Genomic DNA, 23,268 nt, shown 5'->3' with positions numbered 1-23,268 from the left:
ATGGTACTCACGTTTGGCTTAATTAGATGAAAAGGTATGATATGATAAACGTGTGAGAAAAATTGAAAGGGGTTTAAAAAGTGAAACAATTCGAAATCAAACTTGCCTACGAAAATGGACGTGTGATTACTTTTTATCGCGAATTTACGGATATTGAAGCTGCTGAGGAGGATGTTTTAGCGCATATTTCTTCCGGTTCCACCATTAAGTTTAACGAAGCTGGTGCTGTGGGCCTCTTATCTTTTAAAGGTGCCCAAAGCTATTTGATTACGCAAAAGCAGCGGCCTGAAAGTGTTGAAGCAATTACTTGGAATTAAGTATCTGATAGAGGAGGCAGTGGGAAAATGACCAATCAAATTTCCACTCAGAATTTAGAAAACGGTTTCAAAAAGATTTATCATCAAGCACCCGCGCATTTATATTTTGCACCCGGGAGAATTAATTTAATCGGGGAGCATACGGATTACAATGGTGGGCGCGTTTTCCCGTGTGCGATTAGCTTGGGCACTTATGCGGCAGTAACAAGCCGTGCGGATGATCAATTTCACCTCTATTCAGCCAATTTTGCAGCCCAAGGCGTGCAGGTACTCACACTAGGAACAACCGAGATTCAGACAAAAGTTGGCAATCAGTGGACGAACTATCCTAAAGGAATGTTGCGTTATCTGATGGAAGCGGGCGCCCAAATCACCCATGGCTTAGATGTCTACATTGAAGGCAACTTACCGGATGGCGCGGGCTTATCTTCCTCCGCCTCTTTAGAAATGTTATTTGGCAAGATTTTGGCAAGTGAGTTTGGGTTGCAGGTGGATCCGCTCGACATGGTCAAAATGGGCGTGAAGGTCGAAAACCAGTTTATCGGCTTAAATTCCGGGATTATGGATCAGTTCGCCGTAGAGATGGGTAAACAAGATAACGCAGTGTTGCTGGACACCAACACGTTGGCTTATGAGCATATCCCATTGAAATTAGGAAACTATGTTATTGTGATCATGAACACGAATAAACGGCGCGAGCTTGCCGATTCTAAGTATAATGAACATCGACGCGAATGCGAAGAGGCGCTAGCTCAGTTGCAAACGGGTGTAGCGACACCGACCCTTGGTGCCCTCAATAAAGAAACTTTCGACGAGTATGCTTACTTGATTCAAAGTGAACCGCTATTGAAACGTGCCCGCCATGCGGTGTTTGAAAATCAACGGGTCGGTGAAGCCATTACGGCCTTAAAACAGCAGGATTTAGCTAAATTCGGGCGTTTAATCAATGCTTCACACATGTCACTACAATATGATTTTGAAGTGACTGGCAAAGAATTGGATACACTAGCCCACACGGCCTGGCAACAACCCGGAGTTTTAGGTGCACGAATGATTGGCGGAGGCTACGGCGGTTGTGCAATTGCGCTGGTCGAAAAAAAGCGGGTTCAAGAGTTCGAAGTAGCAGTCGGTAAAGTTTATCAAGAAAAAATAGGTTATGCTGCCGACTTTTATGTGGCTGAAATCGCTGATGGGCCGCGGCAATTGTAAAAGAGGGCAATGGCGTTGAAGGAAGAACAGACAAAAGATCTAGTTGCACAATTTGCAGACAAAATTATTGAACAAAAAACGTATCATGAAATGGATCGTCGTTATTTGATAAACCGCTTGTATGCTTTGGTGGGTGAACGCCCATTAGCTGGAGTTCCTGAGACCACGGATTTATTGCAGTTGCATGATTTACTGGTGGCAATGGCGGTTCAAAACGGTAAAATTCAGGATAACGTTACGGAAAGGGAAATTCTGGGGACAAATTTGATGGCCTTTTTAACTCCCACGCCGTATCAAGTGAACGCCAAGTTCTGGGATCTCTATCAACATTCGGCAGACCAAGCTACAGCTTATTTTTACGGCTTAAGTCAACAAAATGATTATATTAAAACGCGGGCAATCGCCAAAAATGTGGTTTTCCCAGTCGCAACAGAATATGGCAAATTGGAAATTACGATTAATCTTTCCAAACCAGAAAAAGATCCGCGAGCCATTGCGTTGGCTCAGACACAACGATCGACAACTTATCCTAAGTGTCAGCTGTGCCTAGAAAATGAAGGTTATGATGGACGTGTGGGCTATCCAGCGCGAGGCAATCATCGTGTTATTCGGTTGCAATTGGATGGCGAAACGTGGGGATTTCAGTATTCACCATACGCGTATTTTGCGGAACATTGCATTTTTATTTCCGAAATTCACCGGCCAATGCATATCGATCATGCCACTTTTCAAAATCTGGTTGCCATTACCAAATTGTTCCCGAACTATTTTGTGGGCAGTAATGCAGACTTGCCCATTGTGGGGGGCTCGATGCTCAGTCATGATCACTATCAAGGAGGCAAGCATGATTTTCCAATGGCAATAGCGCCAGTAGAACGGCCCATTAGATTACGGCATTTTGCAACCGTTCAGGCAGGCATTGTCAAGTGGCCCATGTCTGTCATTCGGCTGACGAGTACTTCCGAAACAGATTTGGTAGCGGCTGCTGACCACATTTTGGCTGTTTGGCAGCGGTATGATGATTTGCAGCGCAATATTCGCCATGCAACTCACGGAATTAATCATCATACGATTACGCCCATTGTTCGGCGTAAAGGAACTGCCTTTGAGATGGATTTGGTTTTGCGGGATAATCAGACTTCTTCGCAATATCCAGATGGTATTTTCCATCCGCACCAGGATGTCCAGCACATTAAAAAAGAAAACATTGGATTGATTGAAGTGATGGGGCGGGCAATTTTGCCGGCTCGGCTCAAAGCAGAACTCCAGGAAGTGGCTCGTTATTTGCTGGCACAGCCCAATGAAATGAAGGCTTATCACAAACCGTGGGCTGATCAAATGCAAGCAACCCACCATATCACGGCCAAAAATGTCACTGCCGTTATCGATGAAGCCGTCGGACAGGTTTTCCTGCGCGTGTTGGAAGATGCCGGCGTGTTTAAACGAACGCCGGATGGACAACAGGGGTTTGATTTGTTTATTCAAGCTGTCAATGCTGATTAAAAGTTTGTAAGCCCTTTACTCGTGGGGCGGATAAAAAGATGTTAAAATTAACCTGTAAAAAATATTAAGCGATTGGGGGAATTTAAGATGAGCGAAAGCCGCTTAGATCCGAAACGATTTTCAAAAATTTTGGTTGGGGTTGACGATTCCCCGGATGCGCAGTTGGCATTCCGTTTTGCGATGAACCGCGCCAAGCAAGATAATGCGGAATTAGATATTGTGTCAATTCTAGAGCAGGATGATATCAATATTTATCAAGCTTTGAATAAAAATTACATTCAAGATAAACGCAGCGAACTGGAAAAACATTTACAAGGGTATCGTAAAATTGCCGAGGAATTTGGTATTCGTAAAGTTCAGACATACACTGCGGAAGGGGATGCTGGAGAAACCATTGTGAAAGATGTGATTCCACACGTCCAGCCGGATCTCTTAGTTATTGGGTCGTCTTCACGGTCAGGAGTTGCGCGTTACTTTGGGAGCCAAGCTTCATACATGGCAAAGTATTCACCAGTTTCAGTTTTAGTTATTCGATAAACGGCAGAAGTTGAATTGGCAACGCTAACAAGTTAGAATGATTATTAGGAACAAATAATTCTAAAAGAAGGCCGATAGTGATGGCAAAGCATGTTTATAACGAATATTTTTTTGATGAACCTGCCTGGAATACACATGATGGTGGGTATGTGCCGTTAGAGGAGCCAACGACACCGCAGCAAAAACTGCATGTTCCAGCAGTATTACAACCAGATAAGGAAACGGCGACGGATCAGTACTATACGGTAACTGCGCAGGAAAGCGAAACGCAACTACTGCCGGGTCCGAAGACGAAAACTTGGGGTTATAATGATAGCTTGCTTGGAAAAACAATTATTTTCAAACGGGGTAAAAAAGTCCATATCACGTTAAAAAATGAGCTTCATGAATTGACGACGTTTCATTGGCACGGACTAAATGTGCCGGGGCCATACATCGATGGCGGCTGTCATGCGCCAGTATATCCTGGGCAAAGTAGTGAAATCGAATTTACCTGCAATCAGCCGGCTGCGACTCTTTGGCTGCATGCCCATCCGTGTCCGTCGACTGCTCAGCAGGTTTGGCACGGGCTGGCAGCACCAGTGGTTGTGCAAGATGAGGCGGAAGCTAAGTTGCCACTGCCACGCAATTATGGTGTTGATGATTTTCCGTTAATTTTACAGGATCGTAACTTTCATGCAGACAATCAGTGGGATTATCGGGCAGACTATGATCCGGATGGTGTTCAAGGCAAAACACCGATGATTAATGGCACCATTAATTCCTATATTGATGTCACCACACAACGGGTACGGCTGCGTGTTTTAGATGGCGCAAACCGGCGCGAATTCCGGTTGCACTTTAGCGATGGACTCGAGTTTGCCCAGATTGCGTCTGATGGTGGCATTCTTCCGGAACCCGTTTACTTTACGAAAGTGATGATGACTTGTGCCGAACGTGACGAATTTGTGGTAGATTTTGGCAAATACCAGGATGGTGATGAAGTTGCTTTGATGTCAGATGATGTGCCGCTGGTGCATTTCCGAATTCACGCCTTCGAAAAAGAGACTACCCAATTGCCAGAGCATCTAGTTGATATCCCTGATTTGCCGGTTACTCCGGGAACGGAAACCCGCCATATTGTGATGTCAGGGATGGATGAAGAAGTGGCATTGGATGGTAAAAAATTTGAAATGCAGCGAATTGATGCCCGTCAGAAAGTCGGCGATGTGGTGCTGTGGGATATTACGAACAGTAACGAGATGGTTGGCGGAATGATTCATCCTTTCCATATTCACGGCACCCAATTTCTGGTGGTTTCGCGCAATGGCCATGCGCCCTATCCCAATGAACACGGCTGGAAGGACACGGTCAGCGTCAACCCTAATGAACACGTTCAAATTAAAGTCCGGTTCGAATACACCGGAGTTTACATGTATCATTGCCACATTATTGAACACGAAGATGGCGGCATGATGGCACAAATCGAATCTTTTGATCCCAAACATCCTAAGACCTACAAACTGATGGATATGGCTACTTTAACGAAGGCTTTTGCTGAAGAAAATCATGTTGCCCCGAAGGACTTGTGGCTAGGTGGGATGGAATCTTATGAAAAAATGGGCATGAAAATGTAACTTTGATCTTAAAGCGATTCCCAGATAGAACCATTAGCCAATGCGATTAATTACTTTCCGTTTAACGTGGTGGTTTTACTAAAACTGCCCGTTATTATCGTAACAGGTGGTCAAAAAAAGCGTCAGGATGAGAGCTACTCTCACCTGACGTTCTTTTTCTGCCATTAGTTAAGAAGCAGTTGATGCCGTCAACTTTCTCTTTTTTGTAGCAGATGTGAATAAATTAATCTAAATTTCGAAGTATTCATACAAATCCTCTAATGTCAGTCGCTGCTTTTCTTCCCCGGACACATCAATTATAATTTGGCCCTTGTCTAAGACAATGAGGCGATTGCCATACTTGAGGGCGTCTTCCAAGTGGTGTGTGATCATCAAACAAGTCAGTTTGTCTTCATGAATACGGGTGTTGGTAGCTTCAAGAAGTTCCTGGCTGGTTTTAGGATCTAAGGCTGCCGTGTGCTCATCTAAAAGGAGAATCTCTGGTCGTTTGATTGTGGCCATTAAAAAACTCAAGGCTTGGCGTTGACCACCAGAAAGCTCACCAGCGGGCGTATTCAGTCGCTGACTGAGCTCGTTTTTCATCGTGCCAGTCAGTTCGCGAAAACGGTCCATCTGCTTTTTTAACCCGCGGAAGACTAAGCCACGATGCTCACCGCGCTTTTCAGCTAATAAGAGGTTTTCGGCGACGGTCATCCGGGGGGCCGTGCCCAATTTAGGATCTTGGAAAACACGGCTCAGAAAACGAGTCCGTTTTTCTTCGGATAAATGCGTGATGGGCTGACCATTAACTTCAATGGTACCTTCATCAACCGCAAGATTACCGCCAATTGTGTTAAAGAGGGTGGATTTACCGGCCCCATTTGCACCGAGAACGGTAATAAAATCTCCGGGCATTACTTTCAAGTTAATACCGCGAAGAATCTTTTGTTCGTCAGGCGTATGGCGATTCACGTAAGTCGTGACCGCTTTAAGCTCTAAAATTGGATTAGTCATGATTGCGCACCTTCTTATCTGGGAGTGGCGTATTAACGCCATTTTTAATCAATCGATCGAGATGCAATGCCGAGCGCAGGGTTGGCAGCATCAAGCAGAGTGCTAAAACAATGGAAGAAATCAAGTTCAAGTCGTTTGTGCTGAAACCGAGTTGTAGGACAATCAGCAGGACAAAGCGGTAGAGGATACTACCACAGGTTACGGCAACTAGGCGCTGGTTCATGGAAAGATTGCCAAACACAACTTCACCGATAATAATGGAAGCTAACCCAATGACGATGATGCCAATGCCCATGTTGACGTCTGCGTAGCCGTCACTTTGCGCAACCAGCGCGCCGGACAGAGCAATGAGGCCGTTAGAGACCATCAGGCCCATAATCTTCATGCTGTCGATATGGATTCCCAGCGATTTTGCCATTGTTTCATTGTCGCCGGTAGCGATAAAAGCTTGACCGAGATTAGTTTGTAAAAACATTCCCAGCAAGATGGTAACAATGATGACGACAATCAAGCCTAAAGTGACGCTATCAAAGTATTTTGGCAGTGATTCTAGAAACTGGTTCGTAAAGAGGCTTTGTTTGCCCAATAAGGAAATATTGGAAGTTCCCATGATACGCAAATTAATGGAATAACAGGCAGTCATCACCAGAATACCAGCCAGCAAAATGGGGATCCTGCCTTTTGTGTATAACAAGCCGGTAGCTAATCCGGCTAACATTCCGACAACAATGGCGAGCAAGGTTGCCAAGATTGGTGACAGGCCATGGCTGATGGCGGCCACACACACAGCGGCACCCATCGGAAAGGTGCCTTCAACGGTCATATCAGGAAAGTCGAGAATTCGGAACGTTAAGAATAAGCCGATTCCTAAAATTCCCCAGAGAAATCCTTGTCCAATTGCAGAAGTTATTAAATTCATTTGAATAACTCTCCTTTCGCTTTGGCAGTTTTGATTAGGGATTCAGGAATGTGAATGCCTAATTTCTGGGCCTGCTTTAAATTAATGGTCAAATCACCGTGTTTGACGTATTCAACCGGGGTGTTGCGGACTTTCTTACCCTTCAGTAACTTGCCAGCCATTTTACCAGTCATCACACCCAACTTGTACTGGTTGACGCTGTAAGTAGCTACGCCGCCTTGTTTGACCATGGAATCGACGGCGGGGAAAACCGGAATGTTAGCATTATTGGCGTTTTTAACCAACGTTTGCATAGCACCGGCAATCGTATTATCAGTTGGGACATAAACAGCATCGACATTATTCAGCATTGTTTGCGAAACTTGGTTAAGGTCGTTGGAGTTGGCAATCGAATAAGCCTTCAAAGTCACGTGAGCCTTTTCGCAGAGCTGCTTAAACAATTTGTATTGGGTAACCGCGGAATTGTCACTCGACGTGTAGATAATGCCTAATGTTTTTAGGTTAGGCATTAATTTTAAAACTAAATCAAGCTGCTCCTTAAGGGGGGCTTGATCGGACACGCCGGTGATGTTACCTTCAGGCTGCTGCTCATTTTTGACTAAGCCAGCTCCCTTGGGATCCGTAACCGCACCTAAAACGATTGGTGTTTTCTGGGTCACATCTGCTAATGCCTGAGAAGAAGGTGTGGTAATGCCGATCATTAAATCAGCATTTTCATTAGCAAATTTTTCGCTCATTGATTTAAGGTTACTTTGGTTACCTTGAGCATTTTGGTAATCAATTTTGATGGTTTTGCCTTTCACATAGCCCTCTGATTTAAGTCCGGCGATCACGCCTTTTTGAATTTGTGCTAAAGCCGGTTGATTCATGAGTTGCAGGATTCCAACAGTGGGGATCTTGGCTTTGGTTGTTTTGGTAGAATTGCCTCTAAAAAAGGCAAAGCCAAGAAAAAGAATAATTGCAGTTACAAACGTGATCAGACGTTTCATTTTCGTCACTCCTCTATATAATTGCACATGGGATTGTTGTGCAAGAAAAAAGAACAATCCCATTGCAGGATTGTTCTTAATAAATCGAAACAAAACCCGCATGAATATTAAGATCCATGCGGGCTTTTTTCTACGTCAAAGTTAGCCGGCACAGATACGATCTGTATGCATCCAGGTCGTATCTTGCCTAAAGACAAACTACAACCTAATTACCGGCTTTGCCAACGATTATTCAGTTGTCTGCTTGTCTTTTGCATGTGCTCAACCAACTTTCTTTATTAATTGCTTATGAGTATAAATAAGTTTTTTATGCCTGTCAAGCAAAAATTAAAATTTGCGGTGAAAAAAGGTGCAGCGGTTATGGACGGTTTTTAAAAATGATGCTATACTTTAGAAAAAATCAGAAGTGAGGGATCTGCCATTGAGAAATTAAGTTAATTCTGTTGAATCTGTAACGACGCCTGTCATAGGGTGGCGTGCGCAGTTTTCAGGATTAGCTAAGTTTTTCGGTGAGTAGGTCTTTTTGTATGCTCATTTTTTAGCTACCCTGAAAAAGCTAGAAAAAATGAGGTATAAAAATGTCTAAAATTGAAATTAAAAACTTAACGTTTGGGTACGATACACAAGGTAGCTTGCTATTTGACCATGTCAACTTAAATTTGGATAGCAATTGGAAGTTAGGCCTAATTGGCCGTAATGGCCGGGGCAAAACGACTTTTTTGAACTTGCTGCAGCATAAAATGAATTATCAGGGTCAAATTCAAACTAATTTGGCTTTTGATTACTTTCCCCAGACTATCAAGAATCCACATCAACTGACTTTTTATGTTTTAAACGATTTAGGCGTTGAAGCGCAGTGGGAAGTGGAGCGGGAGCTGAATTTATTGGACACGGATCCTGAAATTTTGTGGCGTGATTTTTCGTCGCTTTCCGGAGGTGAACAAACTAAAGTTTTGCTGGCAACCTTGTTTACGCAGGCTACTAACTTTCCGTTAATTGACGAACCCACTAATCATCTTGATATTAAGGCACGTGAACAGGTGGCTGCTTATTTGCAGCAGAAACGGCAAGGATTCATCGTCATTAGCCATGATCGTAAATTTGTGGATCAAGTTGCCGATCATATTCTGTCGATTGAAAAGGCAGATATTTTGATGTATCAGGGTAATTTTGCAACGTATGAGGCACAAAAAAGGTTGTCCGATACCCATGAAAAAATGGAAAATACGAAGTTGAAAAAAGATATACAGCGGTTGAAACAAACAGCCGCCAAAAAAGCCGAATGGTCACACTCCAAAGAAAGTGAAAAGTGGGGTAATTCCCATATTAAAGGAAGCGGATCGGTCGGTGATAAGGGGGCAATTGGTGCACGCGCTGCAAGAACGATGAAACGGGCAATGACTTTACAAAGTCATATGCAAAGCGAGATTGGTGAAAAGGAAAAGTTACTCAAAAATATTGAGTACGTAGATCCGCTGACGATAAATTTTCAGCCGGGTCACCATGACCGTTTACTGACGGTTAATCAGTTATCTTTGCAGTATCCGGATACCAATCGCGCACTGTTTCAACCCCTTTCCTTTGAAGTGAAAAAGGGAGAACGTGTTGGAATCGTTGGTCCCAATGGTGCAGGCAAATCAACTTTAATTCAAGCTGTTTTAGGCAATTTTTCCGGAGAAATAAAAGGCGAAATCTTTCAGCCACAAAAATTACGAATCAGTTATGTGCGGCAAAGCTACGACGATAATCGAGGAACATTACAGGAATTCGCTGAGACCCAGCATTTGGATTATCAGGAGTTCTTAAATAACTTACACAAACTAGGTTTAGACCGTAACGTGTTTACCACGCGAATCGAACGTATGAGTATGGGACAGCAGAAAAAGGTGGAATTAGCTAAGTCTTTGTCGACCCCGGCCGAGTTCTATTTATGGGATGAACCGTTGAATTATCTGGATATCTTCAACCAAGAGCAGCTGGAAACTTTAATTTCATCGGTAAAGCCTACGATGCTGATTGTGGAACACGACCGAGAATTTATCGAGCATGTGACCAATCGCATCGTGGAACTGGAAGCAGACAAATAGCAAGCTTCACCTGGGTAAAATAGACAAGCAAAAGACCGCTTTGTTTGGAGAGGTGACAATAAGTTCGCGTATATGACGTTATCCGTGCGGGTAAAAAAGTTGAAGCAATGGCAATCCAGGAAACTGAATGAGTCATTCCTTGAATCATTTGCTTTCACTGCTAATCAGAGAAGACGATTTTCGGTTTATGGCTATTAAAATTCGAAAACAAGAAGGGGCTGGAATTTTTTTCGGCCTCTTTTTGGGTACCAGTAAGAATCACTGACTGCTCAGAAATCTGATTCTGAACGGCTAGTTATCTCAATAATGTGACTTAAAACTTTGTCCCAGTGATTGGCTAGCTTATAAACTGTTTTTTAGTCCTGTTTGGAACGGCGATGATAAATATCATGTTTGTTGGTGCTTTAGTGAAAAATAAGCGGGCTTAAACCTCATAACCAGAAATGTTTGTATAAAACCATAAAAAAAACTTAATAAATTTACTACATTTCTTCTCCGCGGATAAGTTAATTGCAGTATAATTATTGGGGGAGTGTTTGACATAAAAGTATAAACCGGGTTTTGATTGGTACTGAGGTTTTTAAGTCTATTCTAAGGTGTTCAATAGAACTTGGTTAAGAACAGGAACCATAATTGGTGTTCCAACTGGAGGATCGCTATGGCAAGTATAATAATTGTGGATAATCATCCGATCTTTAGGGAAGGATTAGAAGCCGCATTTATAAAGAATGTTAAGTATAAAATTGTTGCAGAGGCAGATACTGGGGCGCAGGCACTGCAAACTTTAGAGTCAACAACAATTGATATTATGTTGCTGGATCTTTTGAGACCACTTGTCGATGGAATGGCCACCCTAGAACATGTAAAAAAGCAATTTCCCCAGGTAAAAGTGATTGTGTTAACTGCTTATGAGGACATTAGCGTGTTCAGTAAAGCAATGGAACTTCATGCAGACGGTTTTTTATTAAAGTCAGCAACAGCACAGCATATTTTCAAAACAATTGATGAGGTTATGACTGGAAAAGTAGTTGTTTCTCCAGAAGTCTTGAAAAATGTAGCGATTTATCAAAACGCCAAATATACATTGTCGAATGCTGATTTAGAAATTTTAACGCGAATAGCTAAAGGTGAGCATAGTTCAAAAATTGCGCAAGAACTTCATTTTAGTGAGCGGACGGTGAAGGGCCATTTGACTAATATTTACGGAATATTAGATGTTGACAGCAGGGCTGCAGCTGTAGCAAAAGCGATGCAATTCAACCTTATTAAATTGTAGTCGTGCTTGGTTCATGCGGAGCAAACCAATTAAAATACTTGATAAGTCAAGGAGGGCGAGAAAAAGGACCTCCTTTTTTTTGCGAAATTTTTCTTAATTTGTACGTCATGCAATGTGAAATGATAATTAAAAAAGGTATAAAAGCATTGTTTATCTAGCAAAAGAATACTAAATTTTAGTATTTTTTCCCTTTTGGGCAAGTGGAAAGACCCTTAAGGACATAGCATTCGTTTATGAGGGGATATATTATAAATTATGATAAGTAAGCTGAGAGAAGGTGCTTTCATTTACCAAATAATTTTCGTTTTGCATTTATTTAAGTACAAAGGGCGTTAGATTTGGTTTATTCGCGTTTTATAAGGAGGAGTTAAGGATAATGGGTAAAAATAATTTACTTGGCAGAGCCAAAAAAGTAGACGAACATTTTAAAATGTATAAAGACGGGAAGCGTTGGATGTTTGCGAGTCTGGCAATGCTTTCACTTGGAATTGGCTTTGCCGCACAATCCAATGTTGTCAGTGCTGATACAACTACACCAAGCTCGGCGGTGACCACTAGCGCAGCATCATCAAGTGCAGCACCTGCCAGTTCTGCGGCAAGTTCTGCAGCACCAACAAGTTCTGCAGCTAGTTCGGCTACGGGATCAACTGCCACAATTACAAAGACAGAAGAAACTCATCCCACAGTCAATGATGAAAACAACGTTGGGCCACAACCAACAGAATCGGGATTAGAAACTGTGACGGCTACAGATCCAGCTTTGATTAAAGGTTCTATTTTTGGTGATCAATCTTCAACTGCTGAAAATAGTGCCACCACTGGCTTAGGCGAGCAAGAAGAAGCTGAACAAGCTGTCAAAACAGCGAATGATGATACCAATCGGACAACTGGTGAATATGGTCAAGTTACGGGTAATAACGGAGAGGTGTCACAAAACTCGGCTGCTAATGATGCACTCGATCAAACGGTAGTGGCCACAACCACCACAGCACAGGATAAAATTGGTGATCAGACCACCACAGCGGATATTTATAATGACCAAGGGGCAATTAGTGCTGATGCCAATAATCCAGAGGAGCGGGCAACCACTATCTATACTACTGGTCAAAACACAGGTATTTCAGCATCACTAATCGGAAGTAACCAGCATGGGGTTTCCGTTGGTGTGCCAGATAATATTGCTGCCAGCCTTTCAGTTGGGACATTTGAAGTTGTCGATAAATCAGCAGTTGGTTTGGTTTTGAAAAATAGTGCCACGAATGAATTTGTACAAATTACGGATCCGACGGTTGCTCAAGACTATAGCATTGGCGATTCAATTGATGGAAAAGCAGTGATTTATTCAAACTTCAATGGTGATGGTTTACAGTATATTACCAGTTTTGTCACAAACACGATTGATGGTGCAAGTACGGCACTTGAAGACGTCGGTAGCACTTTACTTAATGGAATTAATGGCGTTGTAACGCTTGCAAATGGTGCACTGAAGTTGGTTAGCTTTGTACCGGGAGTATCTGCAATTACTGATGCACTTGATGCTTATCAAGTGGATTTACAAGCTGCCGTTGACAATATTGAAAATCTTGAGGATTATGGCAGCAACTTGATGAAAGGCGGGATTACCGATACCTCATTGGTAGATGCCACTTATGATCCCACAACGGGCATTATCACTGCTAAGAGTGAAGACTCGGTATCCACGTCGATTGGGAATATGGTTGATTCCTACATCACTGGTTGGACCTCTGGTATTACAGATAGCGTTCAGAAGGTGTTAGGCCTTTCAACAACAAATGCGGATGGTACAGAAGATACAACTAATCCATGGACAACATTAACCAATGCAATTACAGATGCTGCAAGTGGTAATCCACTTCTACAAGCTGCCGCTGATACTATTCTGAATGGCCTTGCCAGTTTTGCTACCAGTGCATCTAATTCAATTGCCAGTGCTATTAATGGTGTTCAGACTACCGCGACTAATGCAGTAACCGATGGCATTGCTCAGGTTGTTCAAGATGCTATTGATGGCGGCTTAGGTGTGAGCCAGACAGCCGCAATTCCCGTTAAGTGGACCGATCCTTCCCTTGAAGGTGGTGCAGGGACCTTTACTGCCGAAACCTTCAAAACCAACACTGTTTTGTATGATAAGGATGTTAATGCGGATACTACAATTGCCTACCAAAATGTAGACAAAACACAGTTAGCCGATTTAATTCAACAAGCAAATGCGGACGGCACTGATACCACAGCTGCACAAGCTGTTTACGATAATGGAAATGCTAGTCAGGAGGATGTTGACCAAGCCATTCGCGATTTAGGTGGCACGATTACCATTAAAACAACAAGTGTTGTTGCTAATGCTGTTTTGAATCCAATTGTGGGGGATGCTGGGCAAACTTCACAAGAAGCACTTGATGCAAATGCGGGAACTGCCATTAGTATTACACCGGTGGTTGGTTCCGATGCGAATATTGTGGTGACACTAGGTTCTGGTGACTTAACAGCAAGTGGAGAGGCAACAACTGCTGATGACGGTAGTACCGTCCAAGGTTATACCTTGAGTGCTGCCGGGAAAGCTAAATTGGTTAAAGCGGCTGATGGTTATAATGTCGAAAATGTCGATGCACTGCTAAGCACAGTGTCTGTTCCGGCTGCTTCTGAGACCACAACGCCAACGACGGGAACGTCAGGGACGTCGGGCACTTCGACACCAACAACCGGAACCTCAGGAACGTCAGGCACTTCGACACCAACAACCGGTACATCGGGAACGTCAGGCACTTCAACGCCAACAACTGGTACATCGGGGACGTCAGGTACTTCGACGCCAACAACTGGAACCTCAGGGACGTCAGGCACTTCAACGCCAACAACTGGTACATCAGGGACGTCGGGCACTTCAACGCCAACGACTGGAACGTCAGGAACATCTGAAACTTCGACACCAACAACCGGGACATCGGGAACGTCAGGCACTTCAACGCCAACAACTGGTACATCGGGGACGTCAGGTACTTCGACGCCAACAACCGGGACATCGGGAACATCTGAAACTTCAACACCGACAACCGGCACCTCAGGGACGTCAGGTACTTCGACACCAACAACCGGGACATCGGGCACGTCTGAAACTTCGACGCCAACAACCGGAACATCGGGAACATCTGAAACTTCAACACCGACAACCGGTACCTCAGGGACGTCAGGCACCTCGACGCCGACAACTGGGACAACAGGAACGTCAGGCACTTCGACACCAACAACCGGGACATCGGGAACGTCAGGCACTTCGACACCAACAACCGGAACCTCAGGGACGTCAGGCACTTCGGCGCCGACAACTGGGACAACAGGAACGTCAGGTGTTACAGGAAGTTCAACACCAACTAGTGGTACTTCCGGCACAAGTGGTAGCTCAAGCACAACAACTGGTGAAGTTCCAGAGCCAGGAAATGTTGCAGCAACCACAGATCCGAAAGGTAACGTCACAATTACTGGTACTGGTACACCAGGCGCTACGGTCATTGTACGTAACCCAGGCGGTGATGTAGTTGGTGAAGGAACTGTCGATGGCAACGGTGAGTTCACGGTCAAGGTGACTGGTGAAGGTGTTACCCCTGGCGAAGTACTTGGCGTGACACAAGTAGTTGACGGTAATCCAAGTCCAAGTGTTTCTGTCACTGTACCTAATCCAGCTCCAAAACCAGGAAATGTTGCAGCAACCACAGATCCGAAAGGTAACGTCACAATTACTGGTACTGGCACGCCAGGCGCTACGGTCATTGTACGTAACCCAGACGGTGATGTAGTTGGTGAAGGAACTGTTGATGGCAACGGCGACTTCACAGTCAAAGTTCCAAGTGACAGCGTTAAACCAGGCGAAACTTTGGAAGTGACGCAGGTGGTTGACGGAAACCCAAGTTCTAGCGTCTCCGTAACCGTTCCAAATAAGGTTGCCACACCAGGAACCGTCGTAGCAACGGTTGAACCGAATGGCAATGTTGAAGTAACTGGTACTGGTACACCGGGTGCAACCATTATCGTCCATGGCCCTAACGGTGAAGAACTTGGTCAAGGGGTTGTCGGTGAAGATGGTCATTTCCGAGTTACCCTTCCAGCAGGTAGCGTAACACCAGGCGAAGTTCTTGAGGTTTCACAAGTAGTCAATGGTCAAGCTAGTGCTGAAGTTCCTGTTACAGTTCCGGGTAACGGAAACGGTGGCACAAAGGGCAACGGCTCAAATGGCAATGGAACACAGAATACTTCACTTAAGGCAACTGCTTCTACAAAAGCAAATAGTGGTTCACAAACTGCGAATGCTGCAGGAAAGTTACCGCAAACCTCTGAAGCACAAAATAATCTTGCTGATTTAGGCGTGTTAGGAATGTTCTTAATGTCACTTTTGGCTTTGTTTGGTTTGAAGCGACGCAAGAGGAATTAATGATTTAGCCTGAAAGGCAATAAGAGCAAACAAAAAGTCTCACACCAATTCGGTTTTGATGTGAGGCTTTTTGATTAAGAAATACGTTTAATTCCGTGCGGATGGTACAATTATAGATATATAAGGGGTTTAGTTTTTTGGAGCTAGATGCAGAGAGGAGTTGCGGATTGTGCAAAAAACAGTCTCTATTATTATTCCGTTCCATAATGAATCGGTTTACACCGTCTTTAATGTTTTGTCCTCAATAAATAATCAAATTGGCATTAATTTCGAAAAAGTTGAAGTAATTTTGGTGAATGACGGCGGTCCTGAGCTTCCAAACGGGGAAGCCACCTTCAAGTTGTTAAAAAATCTTGATTTGACTTACCTTCGTTCAAGTGAAGGACACGGACCTGGTCCAGCAAGGCAGCTGGGGATGGATCATGCGCACGGCCAATATTTCATGTTTATGGATGCCGATGATCAGTTTCATATTGACGGTGCTTTGTTGGATTTCTTTAATGCGGCTGCCGAAGCCGACTACGATGTCATTGCCGGTAAGTATATTGAGCAGGCTAAAGATATTAATACACATGCACTGTACTACGTTTTTCATAATAATAATGAAAACTATTCATTCGTTTCTAAATGGTTCAATCGTAATTTAATCGACCGTTATCATATTCGGTGGGCCGATGATCTACGCGTGTTTGAAGATACGTATTTTGTTGGCTTAGCCATGGAATTGGCAACTAAGGTTAAAAAAATGGATGCGGTAAGTTACACGTGGCTATTTAATAGTCATTCAACGGGACGTAGTACAGGTAAACTGGGTATTTCATTTAATGATCGTTTGCATATTTGGAGTCGTTGCCGCCGCTATTTTTTGGAGAGCATTCAAAAGTATAAACCAGGGCGCCTTGAGGACTACTTTGTGAAGTATGTTGCTGATATTTACTATCGGCAAAAACGGTTTGTGCCGGTGGACAAGGTAAGTTTTATGGAGGAACATGTACGCCTACTGCATGAATTTAGTGCGTTATGGATTCCAGCCCGCGGACGAATTATGCAATCAATCTTGGCCGATAACCAACAGGGCGCAACCTATGCGGGATTCGACAACCAAGATGCAATTAAATTTTTGTTTGAAACAGAACAGTACGTCCAAGGAAAACAATTTTCGGTAAAGGAGGTAATGCGTTAATGGATACTCAAAATGAACAACAACCAACGGTATCAATTATCATTCCCTTCTATAACGAAGACGAATATCAACTGGCTATTGCACTGTCGTCAATTAACTCGCAAATCGGAATTGATTTTAAAGAAGTGGAAGTTATTTTAATTGGTGATGGCGGAAAGGAACTTGCTAATGTCGCCGATTTTAAGATGTTTCATCATTTAAACATTCGTTATCGATACTTTGAAAATAGTGGTGGCGCAGGTGTCGCTCGTCAACGCGGGATGGATATGGCAAACGGCCGATACTATATGTTTGTTGATGCTGACGATGAATTTTATTACGATGGTGCATTGATTGAATTTTTTAACGCGGTAAAGGATAGCGATCATGAAGTCATTGTGGCCAAATATATTGAGCAAGGACGCAATCCTGATGGCAGCTACTTCTATTTGCACAATAATCCTGTCTGGAGTGCGGCATATGCTAAGTGGTTCAATCGCGATTATGTGAAACGTATGGGGCTTCACTGGCTGTCTGACGTTCGGATTTTTGAGGACGTGTATTTCTGTGCCATGGCGGTAGAATTGGCGAGTGACGTGGTTTGGTTGGATTCCTTTGTGTACAGTTGGTTGTATAATGAAAAGTCGACAGTCCGGGATCCTAAACTAAAATTTAATATTCAGCTAGATCAATGGGCTAAAATGAACAAGTACTACTTACGGAAGATTAAAGAAAAGGCTCCGCAAAAATTAGCGTTTGATTTTGCCAACTCGGTCGCAACACTGTTTTATTGGCAAAAAGAAAATCCAGGTTACGATCCCAAGGCGCTGGATGCAGAACAACGATTGATGTTAAAAGAAAATGCAGATTTATGGGATGAAACGCGGGCGATCATGTGGCGTCAATTAGATGTGTTACACAAACCAGGCTCTAAATATGAAAATTACGACATTTCAGACTTTGATGCCTATTTAGCACACTACGCCGCACTTTTGAAAGATTAACGGTGGAAAAATGGGTATTTTGATTTCGAGCATCATTTAGAGAAGCAAACGATTCGTTCCGCTGAACCATTTGGTTTTATGGTGTGCAGAGAAACCAGTCTTTTTCGGGGGTTCGTTTATTAAAGTTCGGAGACAAAAAGAACTGGATAAAAAATTCAGTTCTTTTTTCTTGCTATAACTGATACTTTTAAAAATGTTTACACGGGATGTTAACTAGTCCAATGAAGTGTATACTTAATATATAAAATGTATATACAGATTGGAGAGGATGAGATGGGACATTTATTAATAACGGTGTTATTAACGTTGTTTGGATTGTTATGCATCTTTGTGCCCCTGTGGTTGGTTATGCGGGCCAATAAATCAATTTCGATGAAAATAAAACCCACTGAAGATAATACAAAGGTGTTTTACACCTATGTTTGGTTCTATGAGACCGGTAAAATTGAAGTACTTAACAGCGAAGCTTACCAGGTAGGAAGTGTGATACAAGCGACTAATACTTCCAAGTATATAATTAAGAAAGCTAAAATGGAAAGTTTGTTTTTGGGCATGCAACGAAAATATGAATTTACATTGGCTTAAGTAAACAGGGCTGAAATTCTCATTTACCGAGAATTTCAGGGTCTACACTTTCTGGTATTGGTGAATAACTGATACCAGTTTTTATTTTGAAAAAAAAAAAGGACATTTGCCCTCTTTGTGTTACGATTTAATCGCCTAATAAAATCGAAAAGAGGAAAAACAAATGTCCCTAACTAATTCTATCCTAAGCCTATTCGAAATAACAGACCCTAATTTAACTGTAACTGAGATTACTAAGGAACATTATCCCAATGGGCAACACGTTCATGTCGTTCACGCTATCCTTTCCTATCAACTTTTAAAATGTCCTCATTGTGGCCATAAATCTCTAATCAAAAATGGAACTCACATTGGCCATCTAAGATTGGGAACCTTATCAGGTGGACGTTATGAGATGCAGCTAAAACGACAAAGATATCAATGTAAACGGTGTTTAAAAACCTGTGGTGCTCAAACTAACCTCGTTAAACGTAATGAAACTTTTACGCATAATGTGAAACATCAAGTAATTGTTCTGGCTCGGGATATGCTGACCAGTAAAGAAATCGCTAAGATTTGTGGGATTTCACCAAGTAGTGTTCAACGCATTTTAAATGCGAATATTCACTTAGCTTATCGTGTTAAAACACTCCCCCAAAATCTTTGTTTTGATGAATTCCGTTCCTGTAATCATCTAATGTCCTTTAACTGTTGCGATGCCGTTAGTCATCGCCGCATTGTGATTCTTAAGGATCGCCTTAGTAAGGATATCATTGATTACTTTGAAGCTCGCTATTCAGTTCAAGAACGTATGAAAGTTCAAACAATCACCGTTGATATGAATGCTGAGTATGCTGGCTTTATTCATCGGTTATTTCCTAAGGCAATAACCATCATTGACCGTTTCCACATTATTCAACTTGCCGGTCGGGCACTGGATAACGAACGTACACGTGTGATCCATACTTTTCAAGATAAGCATTCCCGAGTTTATCGCATTCTAAAATCTCAATGGCGTTTGTTCCATTTGGCAGAAGAAAAGGTCAATGATACTAAACTTATCTATTTACACGGTATCAACGAATACATGACCCAACAGAACGCCATTGACCTAGCCTTAGATGAATTTCCAGAATTTAAAACTGTGTATCAAACCTATCAAGGAATTCTAACAGCCATTCAACAAAAAGATGCGGTTGGATTTAAAACCTTGATTGCCAACTACAAGGCGGCTGGCAACCAAATGGATATTACTATCTCAACTTTAATAAAGAATGGTCCTGCTGTTCTCAATAGTTGTCGTTATCCGTATTCCAACGGTCCTATTGAAGGACTAAATCGTAAAATTAAGGTGTTAAAGCGTAGCTGTTTTGGTTTTCAAAATATTCATAACTTTTTCATTCGTATCAGTTTAATTTATGCGTAAACAAAAAAAGCACATTCACCGAAGTGAACATGCTTTTCAAAAATCTCCACCAATACAATTTGACAGAGACCCGAATTTCAGCCCTGTTGTGATTTTACAAACTTAAGGTTATTTAGCTTTTTTGATTCTTCATTCGCCATGTTTTATAGAGGTTATAACTGAACAGAATAAAGATTGCGAGGGTACTTACGGTGGTAATCGTAAGCCCCAAGGAGATTAGATCAACGATGGAAAGTAGTAGCATAAAGATTGCGCCGATTAAACTAGAAACAATTTTTCTGTCCATCTATAATCACCTCTAAGCATTTTGTTCTTCAGCTTGAACCATGGCAACACGTTCACTAATCTTCATAAATGGCAGGTAGAGAATAACACCGACCGCAATGATAAATAATTGGAGAATTGGTGCGCGCCAGTCACCTGCAGTTGAAAGATAAGGCCCTATTAGTGGTGGTGTCGTCCATGGCACGAGGATGACTGTCCGTCGCACAAGCCCTACAGCAGTTGCTGCGTAACCGATGATACTACCAATTGTTGGGAAAAGAACAAATGGGATCATTAATGGTAAATTAAAGACAATTGGATAACCAAAGATCATTGGTTCATTAATATTGAAAATTCCTGGCGCTAACGACAAACTAGCAACCTGTCGAGAGGCTTTAACCTTACTGAAAATTAAAATAGCAATAATCAAGGAAATGGTGCTTCCTGAACCACCAATTAAAGTGTAGTTGCTTACGAAAGAAGTGGTAATGATATTTGGAATATGAGCAAATGAGTGCGAATGTGCATAAGCGCTCATGTTAGCATTCATGTTGATTAAAACAAGAGGGTCAAGTAATGTCCCAGAAATAACTGTTTGGTGAATACCAAGTGTGAAGAGGAAGTTGGCAACAGTGTAAATTACACAGAAGCCGACAATGTTGGTATTAAAACCACGGAGCGGTTCTTGAATCCAAGTTTTAATCAGATTGATTAAATCAGCGTTGAAGAAACCAGCCAGTAGTGCCGCAATAAGTGCAAATATTGACATTAAGATTAAGGCCGGTAATAAAACACTGAATGACGCTGAAACTGCAAGGGGAACATTTTCACCTAAATGAATTTGCAGGCTTTTAATATTGGATAGCTTAATAAAAATTCCTGTAGCCAGCAGACCCACAATAATACCACCGAACATACCTTGAGTACCGGTATTTAGGTAACTTAAACCGCCAGTTACAGTTGCCATTTTAGCACCGCCAGAAGCTACAGTACCAAGTGAGACACTCCCGGGCATCATGATCATGAGACAAGCTAACGACATTGCAGCAGCAGCGATGGGGTTATCAAACCCTTTATTCTTGGCTAGTGCATAACCGATCATTGGGGCAACCAAAACACCGGCAACCTGCAATGTCCCGTTATTAATAGCATTCCCGAAAACTTGCACCTTTGTTAAAGTATCACCATGGAATATCCATGTAAAGACGGTGTTATTTAACAGAACACCGAGACCAGCGATGATGAACACGGGTAGGATAACCGCGAACGCATCACGTAAAGATCGAAGATAAACCCAGTTACCGACTTTAACAGAGATTTCGGTAAACTTCGCAATAAAACCAGAATTCTCAAGTTTTTCACTTGAAGATTTGTTGTTATCTTCACTCATCAGTTTTTCTTCCTTTTTTTAAAACCAGTTTTAGTACAAGTCATTTCCGTTAGCGGCAATGACTTTTTTGAACCAACCATAACTCTTCTTCGGAATACGTTTCATATCACGCAAATCATGATTTCCGCGGTTGACGTAAACCATGCCATAACGTTTTTCCATATTTCCCGAAGAACTTGGGATGTCAATTAAGCCCCAGCCAAGATACCCTAGGACTGGTACACCATCTTCGAACATCGCATCTTTCATCGCTTGAATATGATCACGATGATACTTGATGCGATAATCGTCTTGAATCTCTTTGCCTTCATAATGTTCACGGACACCAATTCCATTTTCAATCGGAAACATTGGCACGCCATAACTGTTATAAGTTTTGGTGAGAATGTCGCGGAAACCGAGTGGGTCGATTGACCACCCCCATTCGCTTACCTTTAAAAATGGATTTTCCTTGCCACCAACTTCTAGATAGTAATTTGGGAGGGTACCGTCCGGAACAATCGAACTACTGATTGTGACACTTTGATAATAGCTGAATGCAATAAAGTCACTTGATAATTGATTAAAAATAGTTTGATCGGCATCGGTAAAATCCATGTTAATATGATGGTTTTCGATAAAAGTCAAAACTTCATTGGAGTAATGGCCGTGGACAAAAACATCTAACAGGTTACGATTTAGAAATTCGTCAAGCTGACGGGCATACTGAATGTCTTTGGGTAAGGATGACACTGGATAAACTTCACTGTAAGCTAACATGCCACCGATTAAATCGTCGGTTTGTTTATGTAGGTAGTTGGCAACTCCAGCGTGAGCCAACATTACGTGATGAGAAATCTGGTGCAACTCATCGTCCGTTTTGTTGCCCTTTAAATAACCAGCAATACGAAAAGCTTCAGAGGTTGAATAGAGATTTTGTTCGTTAAAAGTGATCCAATATTTGACACGGTCGCCAAAACAATCCACCATTTTTTTGCCATACCGTACGAATGCTTCTACCACATGACGATCTAAAAAACCGTTATATGTTTCGGCTAAGTGTAGCGGCATGTCAAAATGGTAAAGACAAATCATTGGTTGAATGTGTCGCTTTAGCAACTCGTTAATCAAATTATCGTAAAATTGAATACCTTCTTCATTAAAATCGCCATCTCCATCAGGATTGACACGGCTCCAAGAAATCTGAAATCGATAGCAATTCATGCCTTGGTTTGCCATCAGATCAAGATCTTCAGAATAGTTATGGTAATCATCAATTGCAACTTTCCAATCAGAAGAATCTTCGGTTGCGGGGTAAGTATCATAGACGGATTTACCTTTTCCGCCTTCGTTATAGCCTCCTTCCGTTTGCATACTTGATACTGAATTGCCCCAAAGAAAGTCTTCAGGCATCTCCTTTGTCATTAATAATCTCCACCTTTCTTGAATCCGTTTACATTATATAACCATACTTTTTATTATGTAAAGTCTTTTTTTATAAAAGTATATACATTTATGAAAAAGCACGAAGATATTATATTCGGCAAAATTGATTAATCTGGTATGAAATAAGGGATTAAAGAGGTAAA

Annotated in this window: 18 protein-coding genes; 12 read left to right on the top strand and 6 right to left on the bottom strand. The window is 42.3% G+C overall.

The annotated features are described in order from the left end of the window. Positions 1-80 precede the first annotated feature (80 nt). From ACLJJ6_RS09115 to ACLJJ6_RS09095, 5 genes are all read left to right on the top strand, one after another. Entirely contained in the window at positions 81-317 is a 237-nt protein-coding gene (locus ACLJJ6_RS09115; RefSeq protein ID WP_412989135.1) for a hypothetical protein, read from the top strand. Positions 318-356: 39 nt separating this feature from the next. Beyond that, the gene (locus ACLJJ6_RS09110; protein WP_412990463.1) at positions 357-1,526 is read left to right on the top strand and encodes a galactokinase; all 1,170 of its coding nucleotides are present in this window, start codon (positions 357-359) and stop codon (positions 1,524-1,526) included. A 15-nt stretch (positions 1,527-1,541) separates the two neighbouring features. Then, entirely contained in the window at positions 1,542-3,029 is a 1,488-nt protein-coding gene (locus tag ACLJJ6_RS09105) for a UDP-glucose--hexose-1-phosphate uridylyltransferase (RefSeq protein WP_412989133.1), read from the top strand. Positions 3,030-3,116: 87 nt separating this feature from the next. Beyond that, positions 3,117-3,566: a universal stress protein gene (locus ACLJJ6_RS09100; RefSeq protein WP_412989131.1), complete on the top strand. Its 450-nt coding sequence runs from the start codon at positions 3,117-3,119 to the stop codon at positions 3,564-3,566. An 80-nt stretch (positions 3,567-3,646) separates the two neighbouring features. Beyond that, positions 3,647-5,182, top strand: coding sequence for a multicopper oxidase family protein (locus ACLJJ6_RS09095; RefSeq protein ID WP_412989129.1), 1,536 nt, complete (start codon positions 3,647-3,649; stop codon positions 5,180-5,182). A 228-nt stretch (positions 5,183-5,410) separates the two neighbouring features. Here ACLJJ6_RS09095 and ACLJJ6_RS09090 read toward each other — a convergent pair whose 3' ends face one another. From ACLJJ6_RS09090 to trpX, 3 genes are read right to left on the bottom strand one after another with little or no spacing between them, the layout of a single operon-like run. Continuing rightward, positions 5,411-6,175, bottom strand: coding sequence for an ABC transporter ATP-binding protein (locus tag ACLJJ6_RS09090; protein WP_412989127.1), 765 nt, complete (start codon positions 6,173-6,175; stop codon positions 5,411-5,413). After that, complete coding sequence (locus ACLJJ6_RS09085; protein ID WP_412989125.1) at positions 6,168-7,094, bottom strand: ABC transporter permease; 927 nt, start codon at positions 7,092-7,094, stop codon at positions 6,168-6,170. Before ACLJJ6_RS09085 ends, ACLJJ6_RS09090 begins: the two co-directional genes overlap by 8 nt. Next, the gene (gene trpX, locus ACLJJ6_RS09080; RefSeq protein WP_412989123.1) at positions 7,091-8,083 is read right to left on the bottom strand and encodes a tryptophan ABC transporter substrate-binding protein; all 993 of its coding nucleotides are present in this window, start codon (positions 8,081-8,083) and stop codon (positions 7,091-7,093) included. The genes ACLJJ6_RS09085 and trpX overlap by 4 nt, the downstream gene beginning before the upstream one ends. 578 nt (positions 8,084-8,661) lie before the next feature. On the opposite strand from trpX, the gene abc-f reads away from it, so the two are divergent. The 7 genes from abc-f to ACLJJ6_RS09045 all read left to right on the top strand — a co-directional run bounded on the left by abc-f (position 8,662) and on the right by ACLJJ6_RS09045 (position 20,046). Then, positions 8,662-10,170, top strand: a complete 1,509-nt coding sequence (gene abc-f, locus ACLJJ6_RS09075; RefSeq protein WP_412989121.1) for a ribosomal protection-like ABC-F family protein — start codon at positions 8,662-8,664, stop codon at positions 10,168-10,170. Between the two features lie 658 nt (positions 10,171-10,828). Next, positions 10,829-11,446, top strand: a complete 618-nt coding sequence (locus ACLJJ6_RS09070; protein WP_412989119.1) for a response regulator — start codon at positions 10,829-10,831, stop codon at positions 11,444-11,446. A 376-nt stretch (positions 11,447-11,822) separates the two neighbouring features. Next, positions 11,823-15,890, top strand: coding sequence for an Ig-like domain-containing protein (locus ACLJJ6_RS09065; RefSeq protein ID WP_412989117.1), 4,068 nt, complete (start codon positions 11,823-11,825; stop codon positions 15,888-15,890). 169 nt (positions 15,891-16,059) lie between these two features. Then, positions 16,060-17,073, top strand: coding sequence for a glycosyltransferase family 2 protein (locus ACLJJ6_RS09060; protein WP_412989116.1), 1,014 nt, complete (start codon positions 16,060-16,062; stop codon positions 17,071-17,073). Continuing rightward, positions 17,073-18,056: a glycosyltransferase family 2 protein gene (locus tag ACLJJ6_RS09055; protein ID WP_412989115.1), complete on the top strand. Its 984-nt coding sequence runs from the start codon at positions 17,073-17,075 to the stop codon at positions 18,054-18,056. Before ACLJJ6_RS09060 ends, ACLJJ6_RS09055 begins: the two co-directional genes overlap by 1 nt. A 273-nt stretch (positions 18,057-18,329) precedes the next feature. Beyond that, positions 18,330-18,641, top strand: a complete 312-nt coding sequence (locus tag ACLJJ6_RS09050) for a hypothetical protein (protein WP_412989113.1) — start codon at positions 18,330-18,332, stop codon at positions 18,639-18,641. Between the two features lie 163 nt (positions 18,642-18,804). Then, positions 18,805-20,046: an ISL3 family transposase gene (locus ACLJJ6_RS09045; protein WP_412988180.1), complete on the top strand. Its 1,242-nt coding sequence runs from the start codon at positions 18,805-18,807 to the stop codon at positions 20,044-20,046. Between the two features lie 112 nt (positions 20,047-20,158). Here the strand turns inward: ACLJJ6_RS09045 and ACLJJ6_RS09040 are convergent, their stop codons facing one another. Genes ACLJJ6_RS09040 through ACLJJ6_RS09030 form a run of 3 tightly spaced genes read right to left on the bottom strand, consistent with a single transcriptional unit; the run spans position 20,159 to position 23,104 of the window. After that, positions 20,159-20,332, bottom strand: coding sequence for a hypothetical protein (locus tag ACLJJ6_RS09040; protein ID WP_412989112.1), 174 nt, complete (start codon positions 20,330-20,332; stop codon positions 20,159-20,161). Between the two features lie 12 nt (positions 20,333-20,344). Beyond that, the gene (locus tag ACLJJ6_RS09035; RefSeq protein WP_412989110.1) at positions 20,345-21,700 is read right to left on the bottom strand and encodes a PTS sugar transporter subunit IIC; all 1,356 of its coding nucleotides are present in this window, start codon (positions 21,698-21,700) and stop codon (positions 20,345-20,347) included. A gap of 30 nt (positions 21,701-21,730) precedes the next feature. Beyond that, the gene (locus tag ACLJJ6_RS09030) at positions 21,731-23,104 is read right to left on the bottom strand and encodes a glycoside hydrolase family 1 protein (protein ID WP_412989108.1); all 1,374 of its coding nucleotides are present in this window, start codon (positions 23,102-23,104) and stop codon (positions 21,731-21,733) included. Between the last annotated feature and the right edge of the window lie 164 nt (positions 23,105-23,268).

Origin of the sequence: Pediococcus siamensis (genome assembly GCF_047220215.1) — a bacterium.
In the GTDB taxonomy this organism is placed as follows: Bacteria; Bacillota; Bacilli; order Lactobacillales; family Lactobacillaceae; genus Pediococcus; species Pediococcus siamensis.
The sequence above is the reverse complement of the archived record's forward strand: the minus strand, read 5'-3'. Positions and strand labels throughout refer to the sequence as shown.

Coding starts and splice junctions, on each gene's coding strand:
- ACLJJ6_RS09045 (WP_412988180.1), top strand. CDS start 18,805: ATGTCCCTAACTAATTCTATCCTAAGCCTATTCGAAATAACAGACCCT.
- ACLJJ6_RS09090 (WP_412989127.1), bottom strand. CDS start 6,175: ATGACTAATCCAATTTTAGAGCTTAAAGCGGTCACGACTTACGTGAAT.
- trpX (WP_412989123.1), bottom strand. CDS start 8,083: ATGAAACGTCTGATCACGTTTGTAACTGCAATTATTCTTTTTCTTGGC.
- ACLJJ6_RS09030 (WP_412989108.1), bottom strand. CDS start 23,104: ATGACAAAGGAGATGCCTGAAGACTTTCTTTGGGGCAATTCAGTATCA.
- ACLJJ6_RS09095 (WP_412989129.1), top strand. CDS start 3,647: ATGGCAAAGCATGTTTATAACGAATATTTTTTTGATGAACCTGCCTGG.
- ACLJJ6_RS09065 (WP_412989117.1), top strand. CDS start 11,823: ATGGGTAAAAATAATTTACTTGGCAGAGCCAAAAAAGTAGACGAACAT.
- ACLJJ6_RS09035 (WP_412989110.1), bottom strand. CDS start 21,700: ATGAGTGAAGATAACAACAAATCTTCAAGTGAAAAACTTGAGAATTCT.
- ACLJJ6_RS09085 (WP_412989125.1), bottom strand. CDS start 7,094: ATGAATTTAATAACTTCTGCAATTGGACAAGGATTTCTCTGGGGAATT.
- ACLJJ6_RS09070 (WP_412989119.1), top strand. CDS start 10,829: ATGGCAAGTATAATAATTGTGGATAATCATCCGATCTTTAGGGAAGGA.
- abc-f (WP_412989121.1), top strand. CDS start 8,662: ATGTCTAAAATTGAAATTAAAAACTTAACGTTTGGGTACGATACACAA.
- ACLJJ6_RS09040 (WP_412989112.1), bottom strand. CDS start 20,332: ATGGACAGAAAAATTGTTTCTAGTTTAATCGGCGCAATCTTTATGCTA.
- ACLJJ6_RS09055 (WP_412989115.1), top strand. CDS start 17,073: ATGGATACTCAAAATGAACAACAACCAACGGTATCAATTATCATTCCC.
- ACLJJ6_RS09100 (WP_412989131.1), top strand. CDS start 3,117: ATGAGCGAAAGCCGCTTAGATCCGAAACGATTTTCAAAAATTTTGGTT.
- ACLJJ6_RS09050 (WP_412989113.1), top strand. CDS start 18,330: ATGGGACATTTATTAATAACGGTGTTATTAACGTTGTTTGGATTGTTA.